This is a genomic window from Nonomuraea sp. NPDC050227 (assembly GCF_044459705.1).
Taxonomy (GTDB): domain Bacteria; phylum Actinomycetota; class Actinomycetes; order Streptosporangiales; family Streptosporangiaceae; genus Nonomuraea.
Genome location: NZ_JBITJF010000007.1, coordinates 186163 through 204709, shown reverse-complemented (window position 1 = coordinate 204709; position 18547 = coordinate 186163). Strand labels below are relative to the sequence as shown.

General features: G+C 73.8%; 16 protein-coding genes. 9 read left to right on the top strand and 7 right to left on the bottom strand.

The features are described from left to right. The first annotated feature begins 4 nt into the window (after window positions 1-4). The 4 genes from ACIBK9_RS27510 (at window position 5) to ACIBK9_RS27495 (ending at window position 5497) form a co-directional block, all read left to right on the top strand. Complete coding sequence (locus ACIBK9_RS27510; protein ID WP_397161836.1) at window positions 5-2305, top strand: penicillin acylase family protein; 2301 nt, start codon at window positions 5-7, stop codon at window positions 2303-2305. A gap of 107 nt (window positions 2306-2412) precedes the next feature. Beyond that, window positions 2413-3750, top strand: coding sequence for a PP2C family protein-serine/threonine phosphatase (locus ACIBK9_RS27505; RefSeq protein WP_397161835.1), 1338 nt, complete (start codon window positions 2413-2415; stop codon window positions 3748-3750). Between the two features lie 83 nt (window positions 3751-3833). After that, window positions 3834-4817: a GlxA family transcriptional regulator gene (locus tag ACIBK9_RS27500; protein WP_397161834.1), complete on the top strand. Its 984-nt coding sequence runs from the start codon at window positions 3834-3836 to the stop codon at window positions 4815-4817. Window positions 4818-4888: 71 nt separating this feature from the next. Next, entirely contained in the window at window positions 4889-5497 is a 609-nt protein-coding gene (locus tag ACIBK9_RS27495) for a cysteine hydrolase family protein (RefSeq protein WP_397161833.1), read from the top strand. 28 nt (window positions 5498-5525) lie between these two features. Here ACIBK9_RS27495 and ACIBK9_RS27490 read toward each other — a convergent pair whose 3' ends face one another. Further along, on the bottom strand, window positions 5526-5975 hold the full coding sequence (locus ACIBK9_RS27490) for a hypothetical protein (protein WP_397161832.1): 450 nt from the start codon (window positions 5973-5975) through the stop codon (window positions 5526-5528). A 235-nt stretch (window positions 5976-6210) separates the two neighbouring features. Here ACIBK9_RS27490 and ACIBK9_RS27485 point away from each other — a divergent pair, with 235 nt between their 5' ends. After that, the gene (locus ACIBK9_RS27485; RefSeq protein WP_397161831.1) at window positions 6211-6597 is read left to right on the top strand and encodes an STAS domain-containing protein; all 387 of its coding nucleotides are present in this window, start codon (window positions 6211-6213) and stop codon (window positions 6595-6597) included. Between the two features lie 27 nt (window positions 6598-6624). Here ACIBK9_RS27485 and ACIBK9_RS27480 read toward each other — a convergent pair whose 3' ends face one another. From ACIBK9_RS27480 to ACIBK9_RS27470, 3 genes are all read right to left on the bottom strand, one after another. Further along, window positions 6625-6987 (bottom strand): cupin domain-containing protein, encoded by a 363-nt coding sequence (locus tag ACIBK9_RS27480; protein ID WP_352360762.1) that lies wholly within the window; start codon window positions 6985-6987, stop codon window positions 6625-6627. A gap of 124 nt (window positions 6988-7111) precedes the next feature. Next, a complete protein-coding gene (locus tag ACIBK9_RS27475) occupies window positions 7112-8650 on the bottom strand; it encodes an alpha/beta fold hydrolase (RefSeq protein ID WP_397161830.1) in 1539 nt (512 codons plus the stop codon). Between the two features lie 154 nt (window positions 8651-8804). Next, window positions 8805-11915, bottom strand: a complete 3111-nt coding sequence (locus ACIBK9_RS27470) for a S8 family serine peptidase (protein WP_397161829.1) — start codon at window positions 11913-11915, stop codon at window positions 8805-8807. Between the two features lie 122 nt (window positions 11916-12037). On the opposite strand from ACIBK9_RS27470, the gene ACIBK9_RS27465 reads away from it, so the two are divergent. Both ACIBK9_RS27465 and ACIBK9_RS27460 read left to right on the top strand, forming a co-directional pair. Then, window positions 12038-12622, top strand: a complete 585-nt coding sequence (locus tag ACIBK9_RS27465) for an RNA polymerase sigma factor (protein WP_397161828.1) — start codon at window positions 12038-12040, stop codon at window positions 12620-12622. After that, a complete protein-coding gene (locus tag ACIBK9_RS27460; RefSeq protein WP_397161827.1) occupies window positions 12615-13745 on the top strand; it encodes a CU044_5270 family protein in 1131 nt (376 codons plus the stop codon). The genes ACIBK9_RS27465 and ACIBK9_RS27460 overlap by 8 nt, the downstream gene beginning before the upstream one ends. Window positions 13746-13861: 116 nt before the next feature. On the opposite strand, the gene ACIBK9_RS27455 is transcribed toward ACIBK9_RS27460, so the two are convergent. From ACIBK9_RS27455 to ACIBK9_RS27445, 3 genes are all read right to left on the bottom strand, one after another. Beyond that, window positions 13862-14950 (bottom strand): serine hydrolase domain-containing protein, encoded by a 1089-nt coding sequence (locus tag ACIBK9_RS27455; RefSeq protein WP_397161826.1) that lies wholly within the window; start codon window positions 14948-14950, stop codon window positions 13862-13864. A 122-nt stretch (window positions 14951-15072) separates the two neighbouring features. Continuing rightward, on the bottom strand, window positions 15073-15810 hold the full coding sequence (locus tag ACIBK9_RS27450; RefSeq protein ID WP_397161825.1) for a 3-keto-5-aminohexanoate cleavage protein: 738 nt from the start codon (window positions 15808-15810) through the stop codon (window positions 15073-15075). An 89-nt stretch (window positions 15811-15899) separates the two neighbouring features. Continuing rightward, complete coding sequence (locus ACIBK9_RS27445; RefSeq protein WP_397161824.1) at window positions 15900-16886, bottom strand: aldo/keto reductase; 987 nt, start codon at window positions 16884-16886, stop codon at window positions 15900-15902. 132 nt (window positions 16887-17018) lie between these two features. Between ACIBK9_RS27445 and ACIBK9_RS27440 the strand changes: the two genes are divergently transcribed. Together ACIBK9_RS27440 and ACIBK9_RS27435 are read left to right on the top strand one after the other, a co-directional pair. Further along, window positions 17019-17807, top strand: coding sequence for an SDR family NAD(P)-dependent oxidoreductase (locus tag ACIBK9_RS27440; RefSeq protein WP_397161823.1), 789 nt, complete (start codon window positions 17019-17021; stop codon window positions 17805-17807). Then, window positions 17804-18382, top strand: coding sequence for a TetR/AcrR family transcriptional regulator (locus ACIBK9_RS27435; RefSeq protein ID WP_397161822.1), 579 nt, complete (start codon window positions 17804-17806; stop codon window positions 18380-18382). Before ACIBK9_RS27440 ends, ACIBK9_RS27435 begins: the two co-directional genes overlap by 4 nt. The last annotated feature ends 165 nt before the right edge of the window (window positions 18383-18547 follow it).

Below are 18547 nucleotides of genomic sequence, written 5' to 3'. Positions count from 1 at the left end.
CCACATGAAGCTGCGAAAGCCCTGCGCGGCGATCGTGCTCGCGCTGGTCGCCGGCCTGCTCACGGCCCCGCCGGCCGTGGCCGCCGACGGCCGCTACTCGGCCGAGATCCGGCGCACCGAGTACGGCATCCCGCACGTGTCCGCCAAGGACCACGGCGGCCTCGGCTTCGGCTACGGGTACGCCTTCGCCCAGGACAACCTGTGCGTGCTGGCCTCGTGGGTGGTGACGTTGCGCGGCGAACGATCCCGCCACTTCGGCCCGCAGGCCCGGTCCGACGACCCGGTGCGCCCGGTCGCCAACCTCACCAGCGACCTCTACCACCGCAGCGTCGCCGACTCCGGCGTCGTCCGGCGGCTGCTGGCCCGGCCTGCCCCCATCGGGCCGAGCGCCGAGCTGCGCGAGCTGGTCGACGGGTACGTGGCCGGCTACAACCGCTACCTCGACGACACCGGCGTGGCCAACCTGCCCGACCCCACCTGCCGCGGCAAGTCGTGGGTCGGCCCGATCACCGCCGAGGACGTCTGGGCCAACCTCCTCGACCTCGGCCGCATGTCGGGCAGCTCCGCGCTCAAGGAGGCCATCGTCGGCGGCGACGACGGGGACGACGGCCCGCGCCGCGCCCCCGGCAGCAACGGCTGGGCGCTGGGCCGCGAGGCCACCCGCGACGGCCACGGCATGCTGCTGGCCGACCCACACTTCCCGTGGAACGGCGTCCGCCGCTTCTACCAGGTGCAGCTCACCATCCCCGGCGTGCTGGACGTCGCCGGCGGCAGCCTGTACGGCACCCCCGTCGTGCAGATCGGCCACAACAGGACCGTCGCCTGGACCCACACCGTCTCCCACGCCCAGCGGTTCACCCTCTACCGGCTCGAACTGGCCCAGGGGGACCCCACCACCTACCTGGTGGACGGCCAGCCCGAGCCGATGGGCCGCCAGGAGGTCGTGGTACCGCTCCAGGACGGCACCCTCGTCTCGCGCACCCTGTTCACCTCCCGCTACGGCCCGGTGCTGGCCGCCGGGCGCGGCGACGGGTACGCGTACGCGCTGGCCGACGTCAACGCCGCCAACCTGCGGGCGGCCGACGAGTGGCTGGCGATGGCCAAGGCCGGCGACCTGCGCGGGCTGCGCGCCGCCCAGGACGCCCACCAGGGCCTGCCGTTCGTCTACACGCTGGCCACGGACGTCGGAGGGACGGCGTCCTTCGCCGACGCCTCCGTCGTCCCGCACGTCACCGACGCCCAGGCCCGCCGGTGCGCCAAGCCGTCGCCCGACCCGTCGATCGACGCGTTCGTCCTGGACGGCTCGACCTCGGCGTGCCTGTGGGGCAAGGACGCCGACGCGGTCGTGCCGGGCATCTTCGGCCCCCGCAACCAGCCCCGCCTGACCCGCGCCGACTACGTCGCCAACTCCAACAACAGCCCGTGGATGACGAACCCGGCCGTGCCGCTGACCGGCTACGACCAGGTCTGGGGCGCCGTACGGACCGACGTGGAGCTGCGGCCCCGGGTCGGCCTGGACATGATCGACCGGCGGCTCAAGGGCGCCGACGGGCTCGGCGCACCCGGCTTCACCCTGGACACGCTCCAGGCCACCGCGCGGAGCAAGCGCAATCACGGCTTCGAGCTCATGCGTCCGGACCTGAAGGCGTTGTGCCGGGAGCATCGCGAGCTGCGGGCCTCCTCGGGGGAGCGGGTCGACGTACGGGACGCCTGCCGGACCCTGACCCGCTGGGACGGGCGCGCCACCCTGGACGGCGAGGGGGCCGTGCTGTGGCGGCGGTTCTTCGACGGGCTCCAGGCCCCGGTCAAGCCCGGGGAGCCGCCGCAGAGCTGGTGGCGGGTGCCGTTCGACCCGGCTCAGCCCCTCACCACGCCGCGCGGCCTCAGGCGGGACGACCCCGGCGTGCGGCGCGCCCTGGCCGACGCCGTGCTGTTCTTCCGCGACAACCGCCTGCCCCTGACCCTGACCACCGGCCAGGCCCAGCACTACGCGTCGGTCCCGATCCCCGGCTGTACCGAGGGGGAGGGCTGCTTCGACCGCGTCCGCAACTCCGGCCCGCTCGGCAAGGACGGGCGCTACCCCGACGTGAACACCGGCTCCAGCTTCATGATGGCCGTCGAGCTCACCCCGGACGGGCCGCGCACCCGCACCGTCCTGACCTACTCCCTGTCCGCCAACCCGAACTCCCCCCACCACACCGACCAGACCGCCCTGTTCTCCCGGGGAGGCTGGGTCACGGAACGCTTCACCGACGCCGAGATCCGCAGCGCCCCGCAACCGGACGTCACCACCGTGAGCGGCTGACGCCCAGCCCGCCGAGGCGCGTTGAGCCGTCTCCCGCAGTGCCCGTGACCAGGTGTCATGCCGGTGGCCCGGGGCATGACCTGGGCGAGGGCATCTCGGGGGGTGGGGTGGGCGGACAGCGGTCGGAGGGCGGCGCGTACGGCGGGGACCTGGGGCCGTTCGGCGCCGAGAAGCTCCGGCGGCTGCAGGCGAGCCTGACGCAGATCGAGGATCTGCACGGCCGGATGGCGCGCCTGCTGGAGGCGGTCCTCGCGATCAGTTCCGAGCTGGAGCTGAACGCCGCCCTCCGCACGATCGTGGAGGTCTCGGCCGACCTGGTGGACGCCCAGTACGGCGCCCTCGGCGTGCTCAACGACGAGGGCGAGTTCGCCGACCTGTTCACCTACGGCGTCTCGGAAGACGTGCACGAGGCCATCGGCCGACTGCCGACCAGCCACGGCCTGCTCCAGGAGCTGATGGCCCAGCCGAGGCCGCTGCGCGTGGACGACGTGCTCGCCCACCCCAGCTTCCGCGAATATCCTGCCGGCCATCCGGTGATGCGCACCCTGCTGGGCACGCCGATCCTGGTCCGCGGCACCGTGTACGGCAACCTGTACTTCGCCGACAAACGGTCGGGCCTGCCGTTCACCGGCGACGACGAGCGGATCGTCGCGGCGCTGGCCAGCGCGGCCGGCGTCGCCATCGAGAACGCCCGCCTCTACGAGCGCATCCGCCGCAACACCGAGGAGTTCCAGCGCAGCCTGCTCCCGTCGCTGCCCGACCTGAACGGCCTGTGGGCCTGCGCCCGCTACCTGCCCTCCAGCACCGTCCCGCGCATCGGCGGCGACTGGTACGACGCGATCGTCCTGCCCGACGGCGTGCCCTGCCTGATGGTCGGCGACGTGATGGGCCACGACCTGCGCTCGGCCACCGTCATGAGCCAGATCAGCAACATGCTGCGGGTGCTCGCCTACGAGCACTGCGAGCCGCCGTCCCGCATCCTGCGCCGCCTCGACGAGATCCTGCACGCCCTGCACGGCGGCCCGATGGCGACGGTGCTGCTGGCCCGCCTGGAGGAGTACGGCGGCACCGACTGGCGGCTGAGGTGGGCCACCGCCGGGCACCTGCCCCCGCTGCTGCTCCCCGTCGACGGCCCCGCCCGCTACCTGCGGGCCGAGGGCGGCCACCCGCTCGGCGTCACCCCCGACCTGCCCCGGCCCGACCACGAGCAGGTCATCCCGGCCGGGTCCACGCTGCTGCTCTACACCGACGGGCTCGTCGAGGACCCCGCGCACGGCCTCGACCGGGGCATGGAGAGCCTGATCCGCACCGCCTCCCGGCTGCGCCACCTGCCCCTGGAGGAGATGTGCGAGCTGCTGCTCGTCCACCGGGGGGACCGCTTCACCGACGACGTCGCGCTGCTGGCCCTGCGGCTCGGCGAACCGGCCGGCCTGCACGCCGGCTGACCGGCCCCGTCGCCTGCTCGATGGCCAGATGTGCCAGATAACTGTCGTTGCGGACATTCCGCCAGGTCGGTGAGAATCGGGTCATGCCCGCTGCCCACCGCGTCGTCATCGCGCTCTTCCCGGACGTCGACCTGCTCGACGTCACCGGCCCGGCCGAGGTGTTCGCCCTGGCCAACCGGGTCGCCGGTCGCGCCCTGTACGACGTGCGGCTGGCCGGGCCCCAGGGCGGCCAGGTCACCACGTCCGCCGGGGTGCGGCTGGTCGCCGATCTCACGTTCGACCAGGTCGGCGACCAGGTGGACACCCTGGTGGTGCCCGGCGCGGTGACCGTCACGCCCGACGGGCCCCGCGCCCTGACGGACGCCGAGGTGGTCGCCTGGGTACGGCGGACCGCTCCGGGCGCCCGCCGGGTGGCCTCGGTGTGCGTCGGCGCGCACATCCTGGCCGAGGCCGGCCTCCTGGACGGCCTGACCGCCACCACCCACTGGTCCACGGCCGGGCAACTGGCCGCAGACCACCCCAGGGTCACCGTCGACCCCGACCCGATCTTCCTGCGCTCCAGCGGCCGGATCTGGACGGGCGCGGGCATCAGCGCCTGCCTCGACCTGACCCTCGCGCTGGTGGCCGAGGACCACGGCGAGGAGACCGCCCTCGCGGTGGCCCGCGAACTGGTCGTCTACCTCAAGCGTCAGGGCGGCCAGAGCCAGTTCAGCGTCCCGCTGACCCGGGCCGCCTCGGGCCGCCGCGACATCGACGACCTGCGCCTGTGGATCGCCGAGCACCTCGCCGAGGAGCTGACCGCGGTCGAGCTGGCGGCGCGGATGGGGCTGAGTCAGCGTCAGTTCACCCGGGTGTTCCGGCAGCAGACCGGCTTCACCCCGGCCGCGTACGTCGAGTCGGCGCGCGTCGAGGTGGCGCGCCGGCTGCTGGAGACCACCGACCTGCCGCTGCCCCGGGTGGCCGCCGACAGCGGGCTCGGCTCGGTGGAGACCCTGCACCGGGCCTTCCGCCGCCGTCTGGGCACCGGCCCCGGCACCTACCGCCGCCGTTTCCGCACGGTGGCCTGATCCCCTCTCTCCGCGCGTACGCCGTCCGAGCCGGGCGGCGGCGCGAGCCTGCCCGAAAGGAAACCCCTGCCATGAGCAGCACCGTCTCGCCCACCCTGCGCCAGGTCGTCGGCCTGCCGGCCGAGCCCGCCCGGCTGGCCGACTCGACCCTCGTGCTGATCGACTACCAGAACACCTACAGCACCGGCGTCATGGCACTGCCGGACGCCGGACAGGCCCTCGCGGCCGGCGCCCGCCTGCTGGAGCGCGCCCGCGCCGCCGGGGCCCGCGTCGTGCACGTCGTCAACGACGGCGGCCCCGGCAGCCCGTACGACGTCCGCGCCGAGATCGGGGCGATCAGCGCGCCGGTCGCGCCGCGCGAGGGGGAGCCGGTGGTGGTCAAGACGTTCCCCGACGCCTTCCACCAGACCGAGCTCCAGGACGTCCTGGCGGGCATGGAGGCCGGGCCCGACCTGGTCCTGGCGGGGTTCATGACCCACATGTGCGTCACCTTCACCGCCCAGGGGGCCTTCCGGCTGGGCTACCGGCCCACGGTCGTCGCCGACGCCTGCGCCACCCGCGCACTGGCCGGCCCCGGCGGCGCGCCGCTGCCCGCCGACGTGCTGCACGAGGCCGCCCTGACGACCATCGGCGACCTGTTCGGCCTGGTGGTCCCCACGACCGACGCCCTGCCCGCCTGACCTGAGTCCAGCCGTCCGGGGCCGGGGGTCAGCCGGTGGCCGGGCGGCGGCGGCCGGCGACCAGGCGGTCGGCCGGCGTCCGGTGCCGCGCGGCGGGGGCGTCGGGCTGCCGGTCGGCGGTGCGCCCGGTGGCCACCAGACGGTCGGCGGGCCGGTCCGCCGTGCGGCGCTCGTCCTGGTCGGTGGTGGGCTGGTCGGTGGCGGGCTGGTCGTCGGTGCGCCCGGCCAGCAGGCGGCGCAGCTCGCGGCGGCGGGCCAGCCTGCGGCCCGTCCCGGCGGCGATCAGGAAGGCGCCGAAGATGAACGCGGCCGCGGTGGCGGCTCCCGCGGCGAACAGCTCCAGGTCACCCACCCGGAAGGTGACGCCCATCAGCGTCAGCGCGGCGGTGGCGGTGGTCGTCGTCTGGGTGAACAGGACGACCACGGCGGCCGACCCGGCGACCATGAGCAGCAGGCCGAGCAGGACCATGGTTCTCACTCTCCTCGAACGTCGGCGATCACGTTTCATTGCCGCTGCCCAGCATTTCTTTACTTATGTACGGGCATGCGCCCGGCGTCGAGGAAATGGCCGCGCATTCGCATCGGGAATGGCCGCGCTGAGCACCGCTAATTGCTTCGCGAAAAAATCCGCATTGAGCAGCGGCGCTGCGTCCGGCGGGCAGGTCACGGGGTTTGTCGGCCGATGACCAGGGGAGAGCGGAGCAAGGAGGGAAGTGATAGCAGTGAAAGTGGACACTTTCCGGCTCCTGGCCAACTCCGCAGGAGAAACGGTCGTGCTGCATCCGGCCGGGGACCTTGACCTGCACACCGCCGGCGCCATCGAGGATTGGGCGACCGGCTATCTCGACGGCACGCCGGCCGCCGTCACCTTGATCGACCTGTCCGACGTCGGCTTCATGGATTCGGCCGGACTCGGCGCGCTGATCGGCGCGTGGAAACGCATCACCGCCACGGGACGGACGGTGATGGTCGCCGCGCCGACCCCGCAACCGGCCAGACTGATGCGCATCACCGGCCTGGAAGGACGTCTCGGCGTACGCGCCACCGTCGCCGAGGCGCTGGAGGAGATCATTCCCAGACGGACGCACGCGCCCGCCTAGCGGCGCCCGTCCGGAGCGCGCGCGGCGTCAGCCGTTCCTCGCCTTGGCGTAGTCGGCGGCGCCGCCCGCGAAGTCGTACAGGACGACCTGTTCGTCCCCGACCACCCAGGCGTCGTGTCCGGGCGGGCAGACGAAGACCTCGCCCGGCCCCGCCTCGGCCTCGGTGCCGTCGTCCATGCGCAGGCGCATCCGGCCCGAGACCACGAACCCGTTGTGATGCACCTGGCAGGACGACGTGCCGGCGATCGGCCTGACGGACTCCGACCAACGCCATCCCGGCTCGAACGTGGCGACCCCGAAGGTCAGGCCGCTCAGCTCGCAGATCTCCAGGTGGCCCTTGGGAAAGTCGCGCCGTTCGTCGGGCTTGTCGATGCTCTTGACCTCAATCATGGCTCACCCCCTCGTCAGCTACCTTCTTACGCTGAATTGTCCATACCGAGGGGTTGGCCAGGGCAAATATCCCTTTGTGGGGACGGGTACGGCCCGCGGTGGGGCCGTACCCGTGCCGTGCGGACTATCCGGCCCAGGGCAGCGAGTCGGACGGCCACGCCCGCTTCGTCTGCTTCTTGAGCGTCTCCTCAGGCGTGCCCACCGCGCAGCGGGTGCCCTGCGGCGGCACCTTCAGGTCGATGAGGTACTGGTCGATGATGTCGGTCTGGCACTTGTCCTTGCCGTAGATGCGGTGACCCCAGCCCTCGTACGTGAGCAGCACGGCCTTCGGGCCGAGCTGACGGGTGGCGTTGGCCGCCCAGATCCACGGCGTGGCCGGGTCGTGGATCGAGTTGCCGAGCAGCAGCGGGGCCTGGCCGGTGTACCGCAGCGAGTGCGGCGGGTTGGCGGGGGCGCCCGAGTTGAGGCAGATGGGCAGGTCGTCGGTCGGGTACGGGTGGTACTTCGTGTCCGGCGCCAGGAGGCCGGCGGTACGCATGAGGTCGGCGTACTCGGCGTAGCTGTTCACCTTGAGGTTGTAGTCCTGGCAGAGGATCCGGGTCGGCAGTTCGGCGACGTCGCCCTCCACCGGGCCCCGGCCGGGCAGCGGCGGCACCCACTCGGGGGCCGGGCCGCCGTTCAGCCAGTTGATCACTTCGCTCAGCGTGCGCCAGTCGGGTCCCTCGTTGCCCAGCGCGGCGTTGTAGATGACCTGCAGCTCGGTCATCCGCTGACCGGTGCTGGGGTAGACCAGCTCGCCGCGGCGGGCCTTGTCCAGCAGGCTCTTCCAGATCGCGCGGATGTCGCGGCCGTTCAGCACGCAACTGGTGTCCTGCTCGCACCAGCCGACGAACTGGTCGAAGCCGTCCTCGACGGCCAGGGCCTCGGTGGCGAAGAAGCCCTTCACGCCGAGGCTGTGGTCCATGTTGCTGTCGAGGGCGAGCGCCCGGATGCGGCCGGGGAACAGCTCGGCGTACATCTGGCCGATCAGGGTGCCGTACGAGATGCCGTAGTAGGTGAGCTTCTCCTCGCCGAGGGCGGCGCGGAGGGCGTCCATGTCACGGGCCACGGAGACGGAGTCCACGTGGTCGTAGAGCGGGCCGGTACGAGCCCGGCAGTCCGGGTGCAGCTTCTTGGTGAAGGCGTTCCAGGCGTCGAAGTCGGCCTGGCTGCGCATGACGGTCGGCGGCATCTGGTTGTAGACCGACGCCGAGCAGATGACCGGGTGGCTGCGGCCCACGCCGCGCGGGTCGAAACCGACGATGTCGAACCGCTGCTGCAGTTCCTCGGTGTAGGACCCGGGAGCGCCGTAGACGGCCTCCACGCCGGACCCGCCCGGACCGCCGGGGTTGATCACCAGCGAGCCGACCCTGGCGGCCGGGTCGGTGGCCTTGCGCCGCGCGACCGCGAGGTCGATCGAGGGCCCGCTCGGCTGCGCCCAGTCGATGGGCACGGTCAGCTTGCCGCACTCGGCGCTGGGCTCCTCCTCGCAGGGCGCCCAGGTGATGGCGTTCGTCGTGGTGGTGGCGGGTGTCGCGGTCGTCGCCGCGTTCGCCGCCGGAACCGGGATCAACGCCGCCAGCGCCACGAAGGCGGTGGCGAACAGTGGGAGTCTTCTCCGCAAAATGGGGCTCCAATCAACGGCCGGTGCGCCCCCCGTGGGCATCCGGCCGACCTAGATCATCGCGGTTTGGGGTTGGAAATGACGGCAAAATCGGAAATTTCCCCAGAGTCACCCAAGCGCTCCACGCGCCCCGCGCCCTTCACCGGCCGGCGGGTCACCCGATCCGGTAGGCGCGGATCACCGTCTGCTCCACGGTGTTGCCTCCGGTGTCGGCGGCGCGGGCGCGCAGGGAGACGAAGCCCGCCCCGGCCGGATGGCGCAGCCGTACGGCGCCGCCCGCGACCTTCGCCGCCCGCCAGGTGCGGCCGTCGTCGTAGGAGACCTCCACGGCCGGCTCCCGCGCCGCCCCCGCCTGCCCGCGCACGGACACCGGCACCGCGAACGCCCGGCCGGCGGGCGCGCCGCTCGCCGGGTCCAGCGGGGGCGAGAAGACCACGACCGGCAGCGGCAGCGCGCCGTCCCGGCCACCGGCCGAGCGGAACGTCCAGGCGACCGCCGTACGGGTGGAGAGCAGCTCCGGGCCGCGCTCGGCCGTCACCTCCAGCCGGTAGGCCGCCTCCCCGGCCGGCACGCCGAACCGCGCCCCCGGAGCGGGCTCCTCCGCCACCAGCTCGCCGTCCCGGTAGAGGGCGATCCGCGCCCCGGACACGCTCGACATCCCCGGATGACCGGCCCCGTCGGCGTACAGCAAGGGGAACGCGGAGATCACGTCGCCCGCGCGGGAGACGGGAGGAGCGCCCTCCTCGGTGACCGGCGCGGGACCGAAGACGCCGCGGTTCCAGGTCTCGTCGTAGGCGTGTCCCGCCTCGTACCTGCGGGCGGTCGAGATCAGGTCGGCTCCCCAGGTCGGGCCCGTCTCCGTGTACATGTTCCGCCAGCGGAGACCGCCGCCGGTGTTGACGTACTCGGTGTGCGTGAAGGGGGGCCGGAAGTCGGTCACGAACATGACGCTGAAGAACCGTCCCTCCGCGGGCCAGGCGGCGCTCGCGGCGCTCGCGTCCGCGCCGGCCGCCGGCGCGCCGTAGTCCCTGCGGATCGTGGCCAGGTCCGCGCGCCCGACCCGGCGGCTGAAGCCGGTCGGCACCTGGCCCTGGACGAACCACGCCAGCCGGTACGCCTGAGCGCTGCCCGCCAGGTCGCCGTCCGGGCCCGGCACCGCCCACTGGCCGGCGACCTTGGTCAGCAGGTCGTACCGGCCGGCCCCGACCTGCGCGGTGCGGATGCCCGGCGCGGCGTCAAACATGGTGGCCTCCGCGCCCAGGTAGTAGGGGGAACCGTCCCGCGTGCGCCCGCTGTAGGTCACCTCGGTCATCAGGTGCCTGGCCGCCGGGTCGGGCGGCGCGATGGACACCGGCCGCGCCTGAGCCGGGTCCAGCCGCAGGGACTGATCCCGGTCCAGGCGCAGGCCGGGATGGACGAGCATGGTCAGACCCTCGCCGTCCGTGGACCGGCTGTCGACGACGTAGGTGCCCTTGGCCAGCCGCAGCGTGACCCTGCCGCCAGGCTGGACGGTGACCGGGTTCCAGTCCTTCCGGTCGACGTCGGTCCGGTAGAGGGTGGTCAGCGCGTCCGCGGCGCCCGGCCGGTCGAGGGTCAGGTCGTAGCTCTCGACCTCCTTGACCACGGCGAGCGGCGTGCTCACGGTCGTGCCGTCCTCGGCGGTGGCCTCCAGGTAGCCGCCGAGCGGCCCGTCGGCCACGTCGCCCCGGGTGTCGGCGGTGACGGTCGCCTCCGCCCGGCCGCCCGCGGGGACGGTCAGCGTGCCGGGCGACACCTCGAACACGTCCGCGCCGGCCCGCGCCGACAGGCGCAGCGTCACCGGCTCAGGACCGTCGTTGCGGTAGGCCAGCTTCCTGGTGACCGGCTCGTCGTCGTCGTGCGGCCAGGCGAGCACGCCGAAGCTGACCGACGCGGGGGAGGCGGTCACCGTCTGGCCGATCGCGCGGCCCACGTCGAGGCGGCCCGCGCCCTGGGCGTAGATCCCCGTGCCGGGCTGCGGCCGGGCAGTGGCCATGAGGGCGGCCTTGAGCTGCTCGGGCGTCCAGTCCGGGCGCAGCCCGGCCAGGATCGCGGCCGACCCGGCGGCGTGCGGGGCCGCCATGGAGGTGCCCGACATCTCGACGTACGGGCCGTCGCCGGGGGAGTCCTTGCCACGCGCGGCGCGGATGGCGACGCCCGGCGCGGTGATGTCGGGCTTCAACGCCGAGTCGCCCACGCGGGGACCGGCGCTGGAGAAGACGGCCAGGCGGTCGGCACGGTCCACCGCGCCGACCGACAGGGCCGCGTCCGCGGTGGAGGGCGAGGCGACGGTGCCCGGCTTGCCGTAGTTGCCGGCGGCCACGACGAACAGCACGCCGTACCGCTCGGTCAGCGTCCGGACGGCCTCCTCCAGCGGGTCCAGGCCGGGGGCGTCCGGCGAGCCGAGGCTGAGGTTGGCCACCTTGGCCCCCTGCTCGGCGGCCCACTGCATGCCGGCCAGGATCGCCGACTCCGCGCACCAGCGGTCGGCGCACACCTTGGCGTCCAGCAGGGCGGCGCCCGGCGCGACACCGCGGTAACGCTCGCCGGTCCCGGCGATGGTCGAGGCCACATGGGTGCCGTGCCCGGTGAGGTCGGCCGCGGTGTCCGTGCCGGTGAAGTTCCGGCGGGCCGCCACCTTGCCGGCCAGGTCGGGGTGGGTGTCGTCGATGCCGGAGTCCAGGACGGCGACCTTCACCCCGGCGCCCGTGTAGCCCTTCTCCCAGGCGGAGGGGGCGCCGATCTGCTTGGCGCTGGCGTCCAGCGACAGGGTCGCCCGGCCGTCGAGCCAGATCTTTCCCGTGCCGGAGGCGAGCGAGGCCCTGAGGTCCGGCCAGGAGCCGGCGGCGGCGTCGAACCGTACGGCGGCGCCGTTCACGGCGGGCAGGTCGCGGGTCACCGCCATGCCATGGGCGGCCAGGCCTGGCCGGCGGGCGGCGTCCGGGCCCGCGACGATGAGGGGCAGGGCGCCGGGGGCGTACTCCAGCAGGGTCGTCACGTCGAACAGGCGGGGGTCGAGCCGACCGGCGGCCAGCAGGGGGACGGCGTCGCCGGGCACGACGCGGAGCCGGTCGCCGATCTTCTCCGTGCTGAAGACGACGCCCGTACGGCCCTTGCCCGGCGCGACGCGCACGCCGTCGGCGACGAGACTCACCCGGTCTCCCGTGATCAGCGTCACGGTACGGGCGGGGCCGCCCGGCGGGGCCGGCAGGCCGGAAGGGACGGCTCCGAGGAGCGCGATGGTCACTGAGACCGCTGTCGTTCTGAGGATCACATGTCTTCTTGGCGGAATGCCCGCCCCCTCTTCACGGGCTGAGGGGGCGTGAAGAAGGACGGGCGCTCCCGCCAAGTAGGGGTGTGACACAAACCATGACGGTCGAGGACGAGCAGGCGATCGCCGAGTCCCTGCGCCTCCCCGAGCGGTTCGGGGTGCTCTACGACCGCTACTTTCCCGAGATCCACCGGTACGTCGCCGGCCGCCTCGGCACCCAGGCCGCCGACGACCTCACCGCGGAGATCTTCCTGGCCGCCTTCCACGGCCGGGCCGGTTTCGACTCCGGCCGTGGCGTGGTCCGCGGCTGGTTGTACGGCATCGCCACCAACGTCGTCGCCCAGCACCGCCGGAGCGAGCTGCGCCGGTTGCAGGCGATGCAACGGGCGCCGGAAGGGACGCTCACCGGCGAACAGGCCGAGGACGGGCACGAGGACCTGGTCGCCGGGCGGCTGGCGGCGGCGGGCGTCAAGGACGACCTGGTGGCGGCCCTGCAGGCGATGCCGGACGCCGACCGCGACGTCCTGCTGCTCCTGGCGCTGGCCGACCTCAGCTACCAGGAGATCGGCCAGGCCCTCGACATCCCGTCGGGAACGGTCGGTTCCCGGCTGAACCGCATCAGAAGGAAGCTTCGCGCCGCCCTGGGCGGCGTCAATCCCCTGCTTGGAGACTCTCGTGGATGACCTGAACCAGGACCTGACCCTGATCCGCGACCTTTACGCGGCCCCGCCCCCCACCCCCGAGGTGCTGGCCGACGGCCGCGCCCGCCTCGCCGACGCCTACGCCTCCCCCATGGACGCCGGCGTCCGCGGGGAGGAGCGGCGTCCGGCGCTGCGGGCGCTGCCGGACGGCGGGAGGGGCCGGCGGCGCTGGCCGCTCGTGGGGGCGAGCCTGGCCGGGGCGGCCGCCGTCACCGTGGCCGCCACCTTCCTCACCGCCCCCTCGACGCCTTCGACACCCGCGGCATCCGCGGCATCCGCGGCGCCCGCCCGGCTCTCGGCCGGTGACATCCTGCTGGCCGCCGCCGGCTCGGTCACCCCCGTCGCGGGCGACGGCGCGTACTGGAGGCGCGACGGCGTCGTCGGCCGGTACGAACGCGCGCCCGGCGGCCACTACACCCTCAAGACCACCCGCTCGATCGAGCTCTGGCTCCCCAAGGCGGCCGACCGCCCCACCTGGGTGATCCGCCAGGACCTCGGCGCCGAGCCGGCGACGCCCGAGGACGAGACGGCCTGGCGCGCCGCCGGCTCCCCCCGGACCTGGACCCTGAGCGGGGGCACGCCCCCGGTGAAGCTGCAGACCGGCCCCGGCGAGCGCGACGCCGTACGCGACGACAGCGGCAAGACGCTCACCCTGCTGGGCACACCCATGACGCCCGCCACCCTGAACGCCCTGCCGACCACCCCGGAAGGGCTGCGCGACACCCTCGAACGCGTCGTGTCCAAGGGGTACGGCAAGGAGCGGGTGGACATGAACGCCCAGCTCTTCGAGACCGGCGTGCGGCTCGTCATGAACTTCCCGACCTCGCCGGAGGTGCGGGCGGCGACGTACCGCATGCTGGCCGCGCTCCCGGGGGCGAGCGCGGAGAGCGAGGCCACCGACCCGCTCGGCCGCAAGGGCCAGGCGGTCAGCCGGCCGGCCGGGCCGGGTGAGCGATACCGGTTCGTCGTGGACACCGCCACCGGCCTGCCGCTGGCCCTGGAGTCGACGATCGGCCAGGACCGCTCGTACGAGGCGATCAGGACGGCCGCCTGGACCGACGACGAGCCCCGGCTCCCGGCCCTGCGCCGCGACATGAACCGCTGACCCACGTCGCGACGGGGGCGGCGGCACGTTCCCGAAGGGGGCGGGCTACCGTGGGCCCGGCTGGTCGCCGATCCAGTGCTGAGCCGGCGGTCCGCCTAGCCGGCGCGCGGGGCCGGTCAGCGGGTGCACAGGGCGGTGTCGAAGGCGGCGATCAGGAGATCGCGGGCCTTGCCGCCGTTGGCCGAGCCCGTGGCGTAGACGGTGACCGTGCGGCCGTCGCGGTCGCGGCCGCTGAAGGTGGACACGCCCGGGACGTCGCCGCCGTGCCCCCACAACTTGCCGCCGCAGCTCAGCGGGATCTCCATGACGCCGTAGCCGTAGCGGGCGCCCTTGGGCCAGCCGGGCCGGTCGACGTCGACGTACGAACCGGATTTGACGGACTGCGCCCGCCAGAACGCGCTCAGGTCGCGCGGCGTCGAGACCAGCCCGCCGCTGGCGCCGAACGCGTGGCCGGGCAGCCGGGTCACGTCGACGACGCCGTCCTTCGGGTGCAGCGGGTGCACGCCGTAGGTGTGCGCGTGCGGGCCGCGGATGCCGGTCTCGCCCTCGGCCGGCCAGTACGTGTCCCGCATGCCCAGCGGCTTCAGCACCAGGTCGCGGCTGACCACGCGGAAGTCGCGCCCGGTCACCGCCTGCGCGACCAGGCCGAGGACCATGTAGTTGGTGTTGGAGTAGGCGAACCGGCCGCGCGGCGTCGGTTCGAGGGAGAGGGCCAGCTTGAGCAGGTCCTGCTTGCCGATCTTCGACCAGTCGGCGACGGGGGTGAAGTCCGGCAGGCCGCTGGTCTGCTGCAGGAGCATCTTCACGGTGATGTCCCGTCCGTCGATGCCCTTGCCGCGGATGACCCCCGGCAGGTACGTCTCGACCGGCTCGTCCAGGTTCACCTTGCCCTGGTCGGCCAGCTTCAGCACAGTGGCCGCGATGATCGACTTGCTCACGCTGGCGATCCTGAACCGGCCGTCGGCGCCGGGCATGGGCTGCTTCGTGCCGCGCCGCGCGGTGCCGGAGACGACCGTCGTGGTCCGGCCGTCCGGGTGGCGGATGTAGGCCACGGCGCCGGGCACGTCGGGGGAGGCGGTGAGGGCGTCCAGCCGCGACTGCACCGACGGCGCCCGCTCGGCGGCGAACGCCGGAGCCATCGGTGCGAGCGCCAGCGGGACGATCACGAGCAGGGCGAGTGCGCGCCGGGCGGCGGAGGAAGGCATCGGGACTCCTTGTCGCGTCGATCAAGCCATGTCCCGACTGTGGCGAATCGGCGGCTTCGCCACAGTCACGGCACCACCCACCCTCATGCGGGGGCTGTCCCTACCGCCCGGCGCGCCGCCTTCTACCCGCCGGGGCGGGCGATGGCCAGGACGTGGCCGACGAGGGCGGCGTTGTCCTCGGCCGGGCCGCCGTCCGGGTCGAGCAGCGTGTCCTCCAGGCCGATCCGGGTGGCGAGGCCCCGCCGTACGGCCTCCGCCACGAGCGGCCACGTCGCCGGCCCCTCGCCGTGCAGCAGGCGGGGGGCGGGCGACCCGTCCAGGCGGTCCAGAATGGCCGCAGCCCGGGGGACGGCCTCCTCGGACGGCGCGTCGATCACCTCGACGAGGATGCGCGTCATGCGTCCGGCCAGGCCCGAGGCGGTCAGCGTCGCGGCGTCGGCCGGCGTCCACACCCCCGCCTCGACCCCGATCCCGGCCGCCAGCAACGTCCGCGCCAGCTCGCCGAACCCCGGCTCCGACAGGTTCACCGAGGCGAAGTCCGGACGGGCGCCGGCGGGCAGCTGCGCCCAGGCGGTCACCGCGTCCAGGCGGGCCGCGGCGTCGCCGCCCGTGATCCACAGGCCGGTGGACACGCCCACGGGCAGCCCAGGCGTCGCCGCCCTGACGGCCGACGTCGCCGCCCCGACGTCGGCGGCGGCCAGCGACTCGTGCCCCGCCGCGTCCCGCGGATGGACGTGCACCGCCCCCGCCCCCGCCCGCCGCACGGCCACGGCGTCGGCGGCCAGCTCGGCGGGCGTCAGGGGCAGCCGGGGGTGCTCGCCCGCCGCCCGGCTTCCGTTCAGACACGCTTTGATGAACATGAGCCCCATCCTTACCCGGGCGAATCGGGCTCAGGCGCGGCGTCCCGGCCGCTGCCCCGAGCCCTCCGCGGCATCGGGCGGGCGGGGTTTCAGTGGGCGGCGTCCAGGCGGGCGCGCTGGTCGTCGGTCAGCTCCAGGTCCACGGCGGCCAGGCTCTCCTCAAGCTGGGCCACCGACGACGCCCCGACCAGCGGGATCACCGGGAACGCCGAGCCGATCTGCCAGGCCAGCACCACCTGGTTCAGGCTCGCCCCGCACTCCTTCGCGACCTCGCGCAGCACCGCCATGCGGGCCGGGGTGCCGGGGTGGTCGTAGTCCGGCGGCACCTGCTTGTCCTGCCGGGTGTAGGCCCCGCCGAGCAGCGGCGAGTAGGCGACCAGGGTGAGGGCGGGCTCGGCGCGCAGGTAGCTCAGCAGCTCGGCTCCGGCGTGGCCGAGGCTGCCGTCCTGGAAGATCGACTCCGGCACGTCGAAGCGCGGGCGCAGCAGGCTGTGCTGGTACTGCAGCACCTCGTACCCGGCCACCCCCGAGGCGGCGGCCAGGGCGCGGGCCCGCTCCACCCGCCAGATCGCGTGGTTGCTCGCCCCGAGCAGGCCGACCGTGCCCTCGGCCACCAGGGCGCCGAAGCCCTCGACGGTCTCGGCCACCTCCACCGTGCGGTCCTCGATGTGGGCGTAGAGCAGGTCGATGCGGTCCACGCCGAGACGTTCGCGGCTGCGCTCGGCCGACTCCCTGATGATCCTGGCGGACAGACCCTCGGCGTTGTCGACGTAGCTGGTGCCCGGCGCGAGCGGCCGCGCACCCAGCTTGGTGGCGATCACGATCTCGTCCCCGGCGCCGCTGCTGCGCCGCCAGCGGCCGAGCAGCTCCTCGCTCTGCCCGCCCTGGCCGCCGTCCACCCAGAAGGCGTAGTTGTCGGACGTGTCGATGAACGTCCCGCCGGCCTCGGCGTAGCGGTCGAGGATGGCGAACGACGTCTTCTCGTCGGTCACCGAGCCGAACAACATCGCCCCGAGGGCGAGCGCGCTCACCTCGCGGCGGGTGTCCGGGTTCGTGCCGATCGTCCGGTACTTCATGCTGTCTCCCCAGTTCGTCACGTTCTGTACGAGGCCCCGGAACGGGAGTCTGGGGGCTGGAGCGAACTCCAGGTCAAGCCGGACCGGCCATCTTCTTGAAATTAGATCATTTCTCTAGAAAAATGCTCTGATATGTCGATCATGGTGGTGACCGGCGGCAACCGGGGCATCGGGTACGCGGTGTGCGAACGGCTGGCCGGCGACGGGCACACGGTGCTGCTGGTCGCGCGGGACGCGGATCGGGGCCGGCAGGCCGCCGCGCGGATCGGGGGCGACGTCCAGGCCGTGGCGGGCGACCTCACCACGGCCGAGTCGGTCCGGCGGCTGGCCGGCGACCTGCTGGACCGCTGCCCGCGCATTGACGTGCTCGTCCACAACGCCGGCCTCTGGCCCGCCCGCCGCGTCCTGACCGAGGACGGGCTGGAGGAGTCGTTCGCGGTCAACCACCTGGCGCCGTTCCTGCTCAACCACCTGCTGGAGGACCGGCTCGGACGCGTGGTGCAGGTCACCGCCGGCCTGTACGTCAAGGGCTGGGCCGAACCCGGACGCACGGCCGTGGGCGCCGCCTTCTCGCCGATGCGCACGTACGCCGACACCAAGCTGTGCAACCTGCTGACCGTGCCACTGTTCGCCGAACGCTGGCGGACGGCCGGGATCACGATCGACGCCGTGCACCCCGGCGTCATCCGCACCGGGCTCGGCGACCGCCGCGGCCCGCTCGGCTGGCTGCTCAAGGCCGCCAAGCGCAGCTGGGCCGCGCCCGAGGAAGGCGCGCGGCACGTCGTCTCCCTGGCCGAGGCCGCCGGCACCGGCCGGTACTTCGACCAGGACCGCCAGGTCCCGTTGCAGGGCCCGGCGCTGGACGCCGACCTGGCCCGGCGCGTCTGGGACGAGGCCGAGGCGCTGGCCGCGGTGCGATGACCCGGCACCGGCGCAGCGAGGAGACCGTGCGCAGGCTCCTGGACACCGCCCTGGAGGTCTACCCATCCGACTTCACCCTCCGGGCGGTGACCACGCGCAGCGGCGTCAGCATGGGCAGCGTCTACCACCACTTCGGCAGCCTGGAAGGGCTGGCCGCCGCGCTGTACAGCCGGTGCATGGACGAGCTGCTCGACACGCTGGTCGCCGTCACCGAGCAGACCGCCGACGCCCGTGACGGCGTGCGCCGCGCCGTGACGGCCTACCTCGGCTTCACCGCTTCGCACCCGGACAAGGCCCGCTTCATCCATGCGGCGCCGTACGCGCTGGACCTCGGCCCGTACGCCGAGCGCATCGCCGCGGCCAAGGCGTCCCGGCTGGGCAGGCTGAACGCCTGGATCGGCGCGCGCATGGCGGAGGGGACGGTGGCGCGGCTGCCGGCGGCGCAGGTGGAGATGCTGCTGATCGGGCCGGTGGCCGAGGTGAGCAGACGGTGGCTGGCGGGCGCGCCGGACATCGACCTGGACGAGGCGGCCCGCGTCCTGCCCGACCGCGTCTGGTTGTCGCTCAGCGGTTGACGCCGGGGGCGGGTTGCCCGTGGGGGACACCTCTCGGCGGTGGGGTGTGGGGTGGTCGCCGGTATGATGGGGGCGGCTTCCCGCGCCGGGAGCCGCGGCGGTGGGGCCCGCCGCCTCCCGCCCGTCCGGGGGTAACCGCGGTGTCGCCGCCAACGGTCCCTGCCA

What these genes read in the sequence shown, in the direction of transcription:
- ACIBK9_RS27465 (WP_397161828.1), top strand. Translation starts at nt 12,038, where the DNA reads ATGACGGTCGAGGACGAGCAGGCGATCGCCGAGTCCCTGCGCCTCCCC.
- ACIBK9_RS27510 (WP_397161836.1), top strand. Translation starts at nt 5, where the DNA reads ATGAAGCTGCGAAAGCCCTGCGCGGCGATCGTGCTCGCGCTGGTCGCC.
- ACIBK9_RS27445 (WP_397161824.1), bottom strand. Translation starts at nt 16,886, where the DNA reads ATGAAGTACCGGACGATCGGCACGAACCCGGACACCCGCCGCGAGGTG.
- ACIBK9_RS27495 (WP_397161833.1), top strand. Translation starts at nt 4,889, where the DNA reads ATGAGCAGCACCGTCTCGCCCACCCTGCGCCAGGTCGTCGGCCTGCCG.
- ACIBK9_RS27455 (WP_397161826.1), bottom strand. Translation starts at nt 14,950, where the DNA reads ATGCCTTCCTCCGCCGCCCGGCGCGCACTCGCCCTGCTCGTGATCGTC.
- ACIBK9_RS27435 (WP_397161822.1), top strand. Translation starts at nt 17,804, where the DNA reads ATGACCCGGCACCGGCGCAGCGAGGAGACCGTGCGCAGGCTCCTGGAC.
- ACIBK9_RS27450 (WP_397161825.1), bottom strand. Translation starts at nt 15,810, where the DNA reads ATGTTCATCAAAGCGTGTCTGAACGGAAGCCGGGCGGCGGGCGAGCAC.
- ACIBK9_RS27480 (WP_352360762.1), bottom strand. Translation starts at nt 6,987, where the DNA reads ATGATTGAGGTCAAGAGCATCGACAAGCCCGACGAACGGCGCGACTTT.
- ACIBK9_RS27440 (WP_397161823.1), top strand. Translation starts at nt 17,019, where the DNA reads ATGTCGATCATGGTGGTGACCGGCGGCAACCGGGGCATCGGGTACGCG.
- ACIBK9_RS27500 (WP_397161834.1), top strand. Translation starts at nt 3,834, where the DNA reads ATGCCCGCTGCCCACCGCGTCGTCATCGCGCTCTTCCCGGACGTCGAC.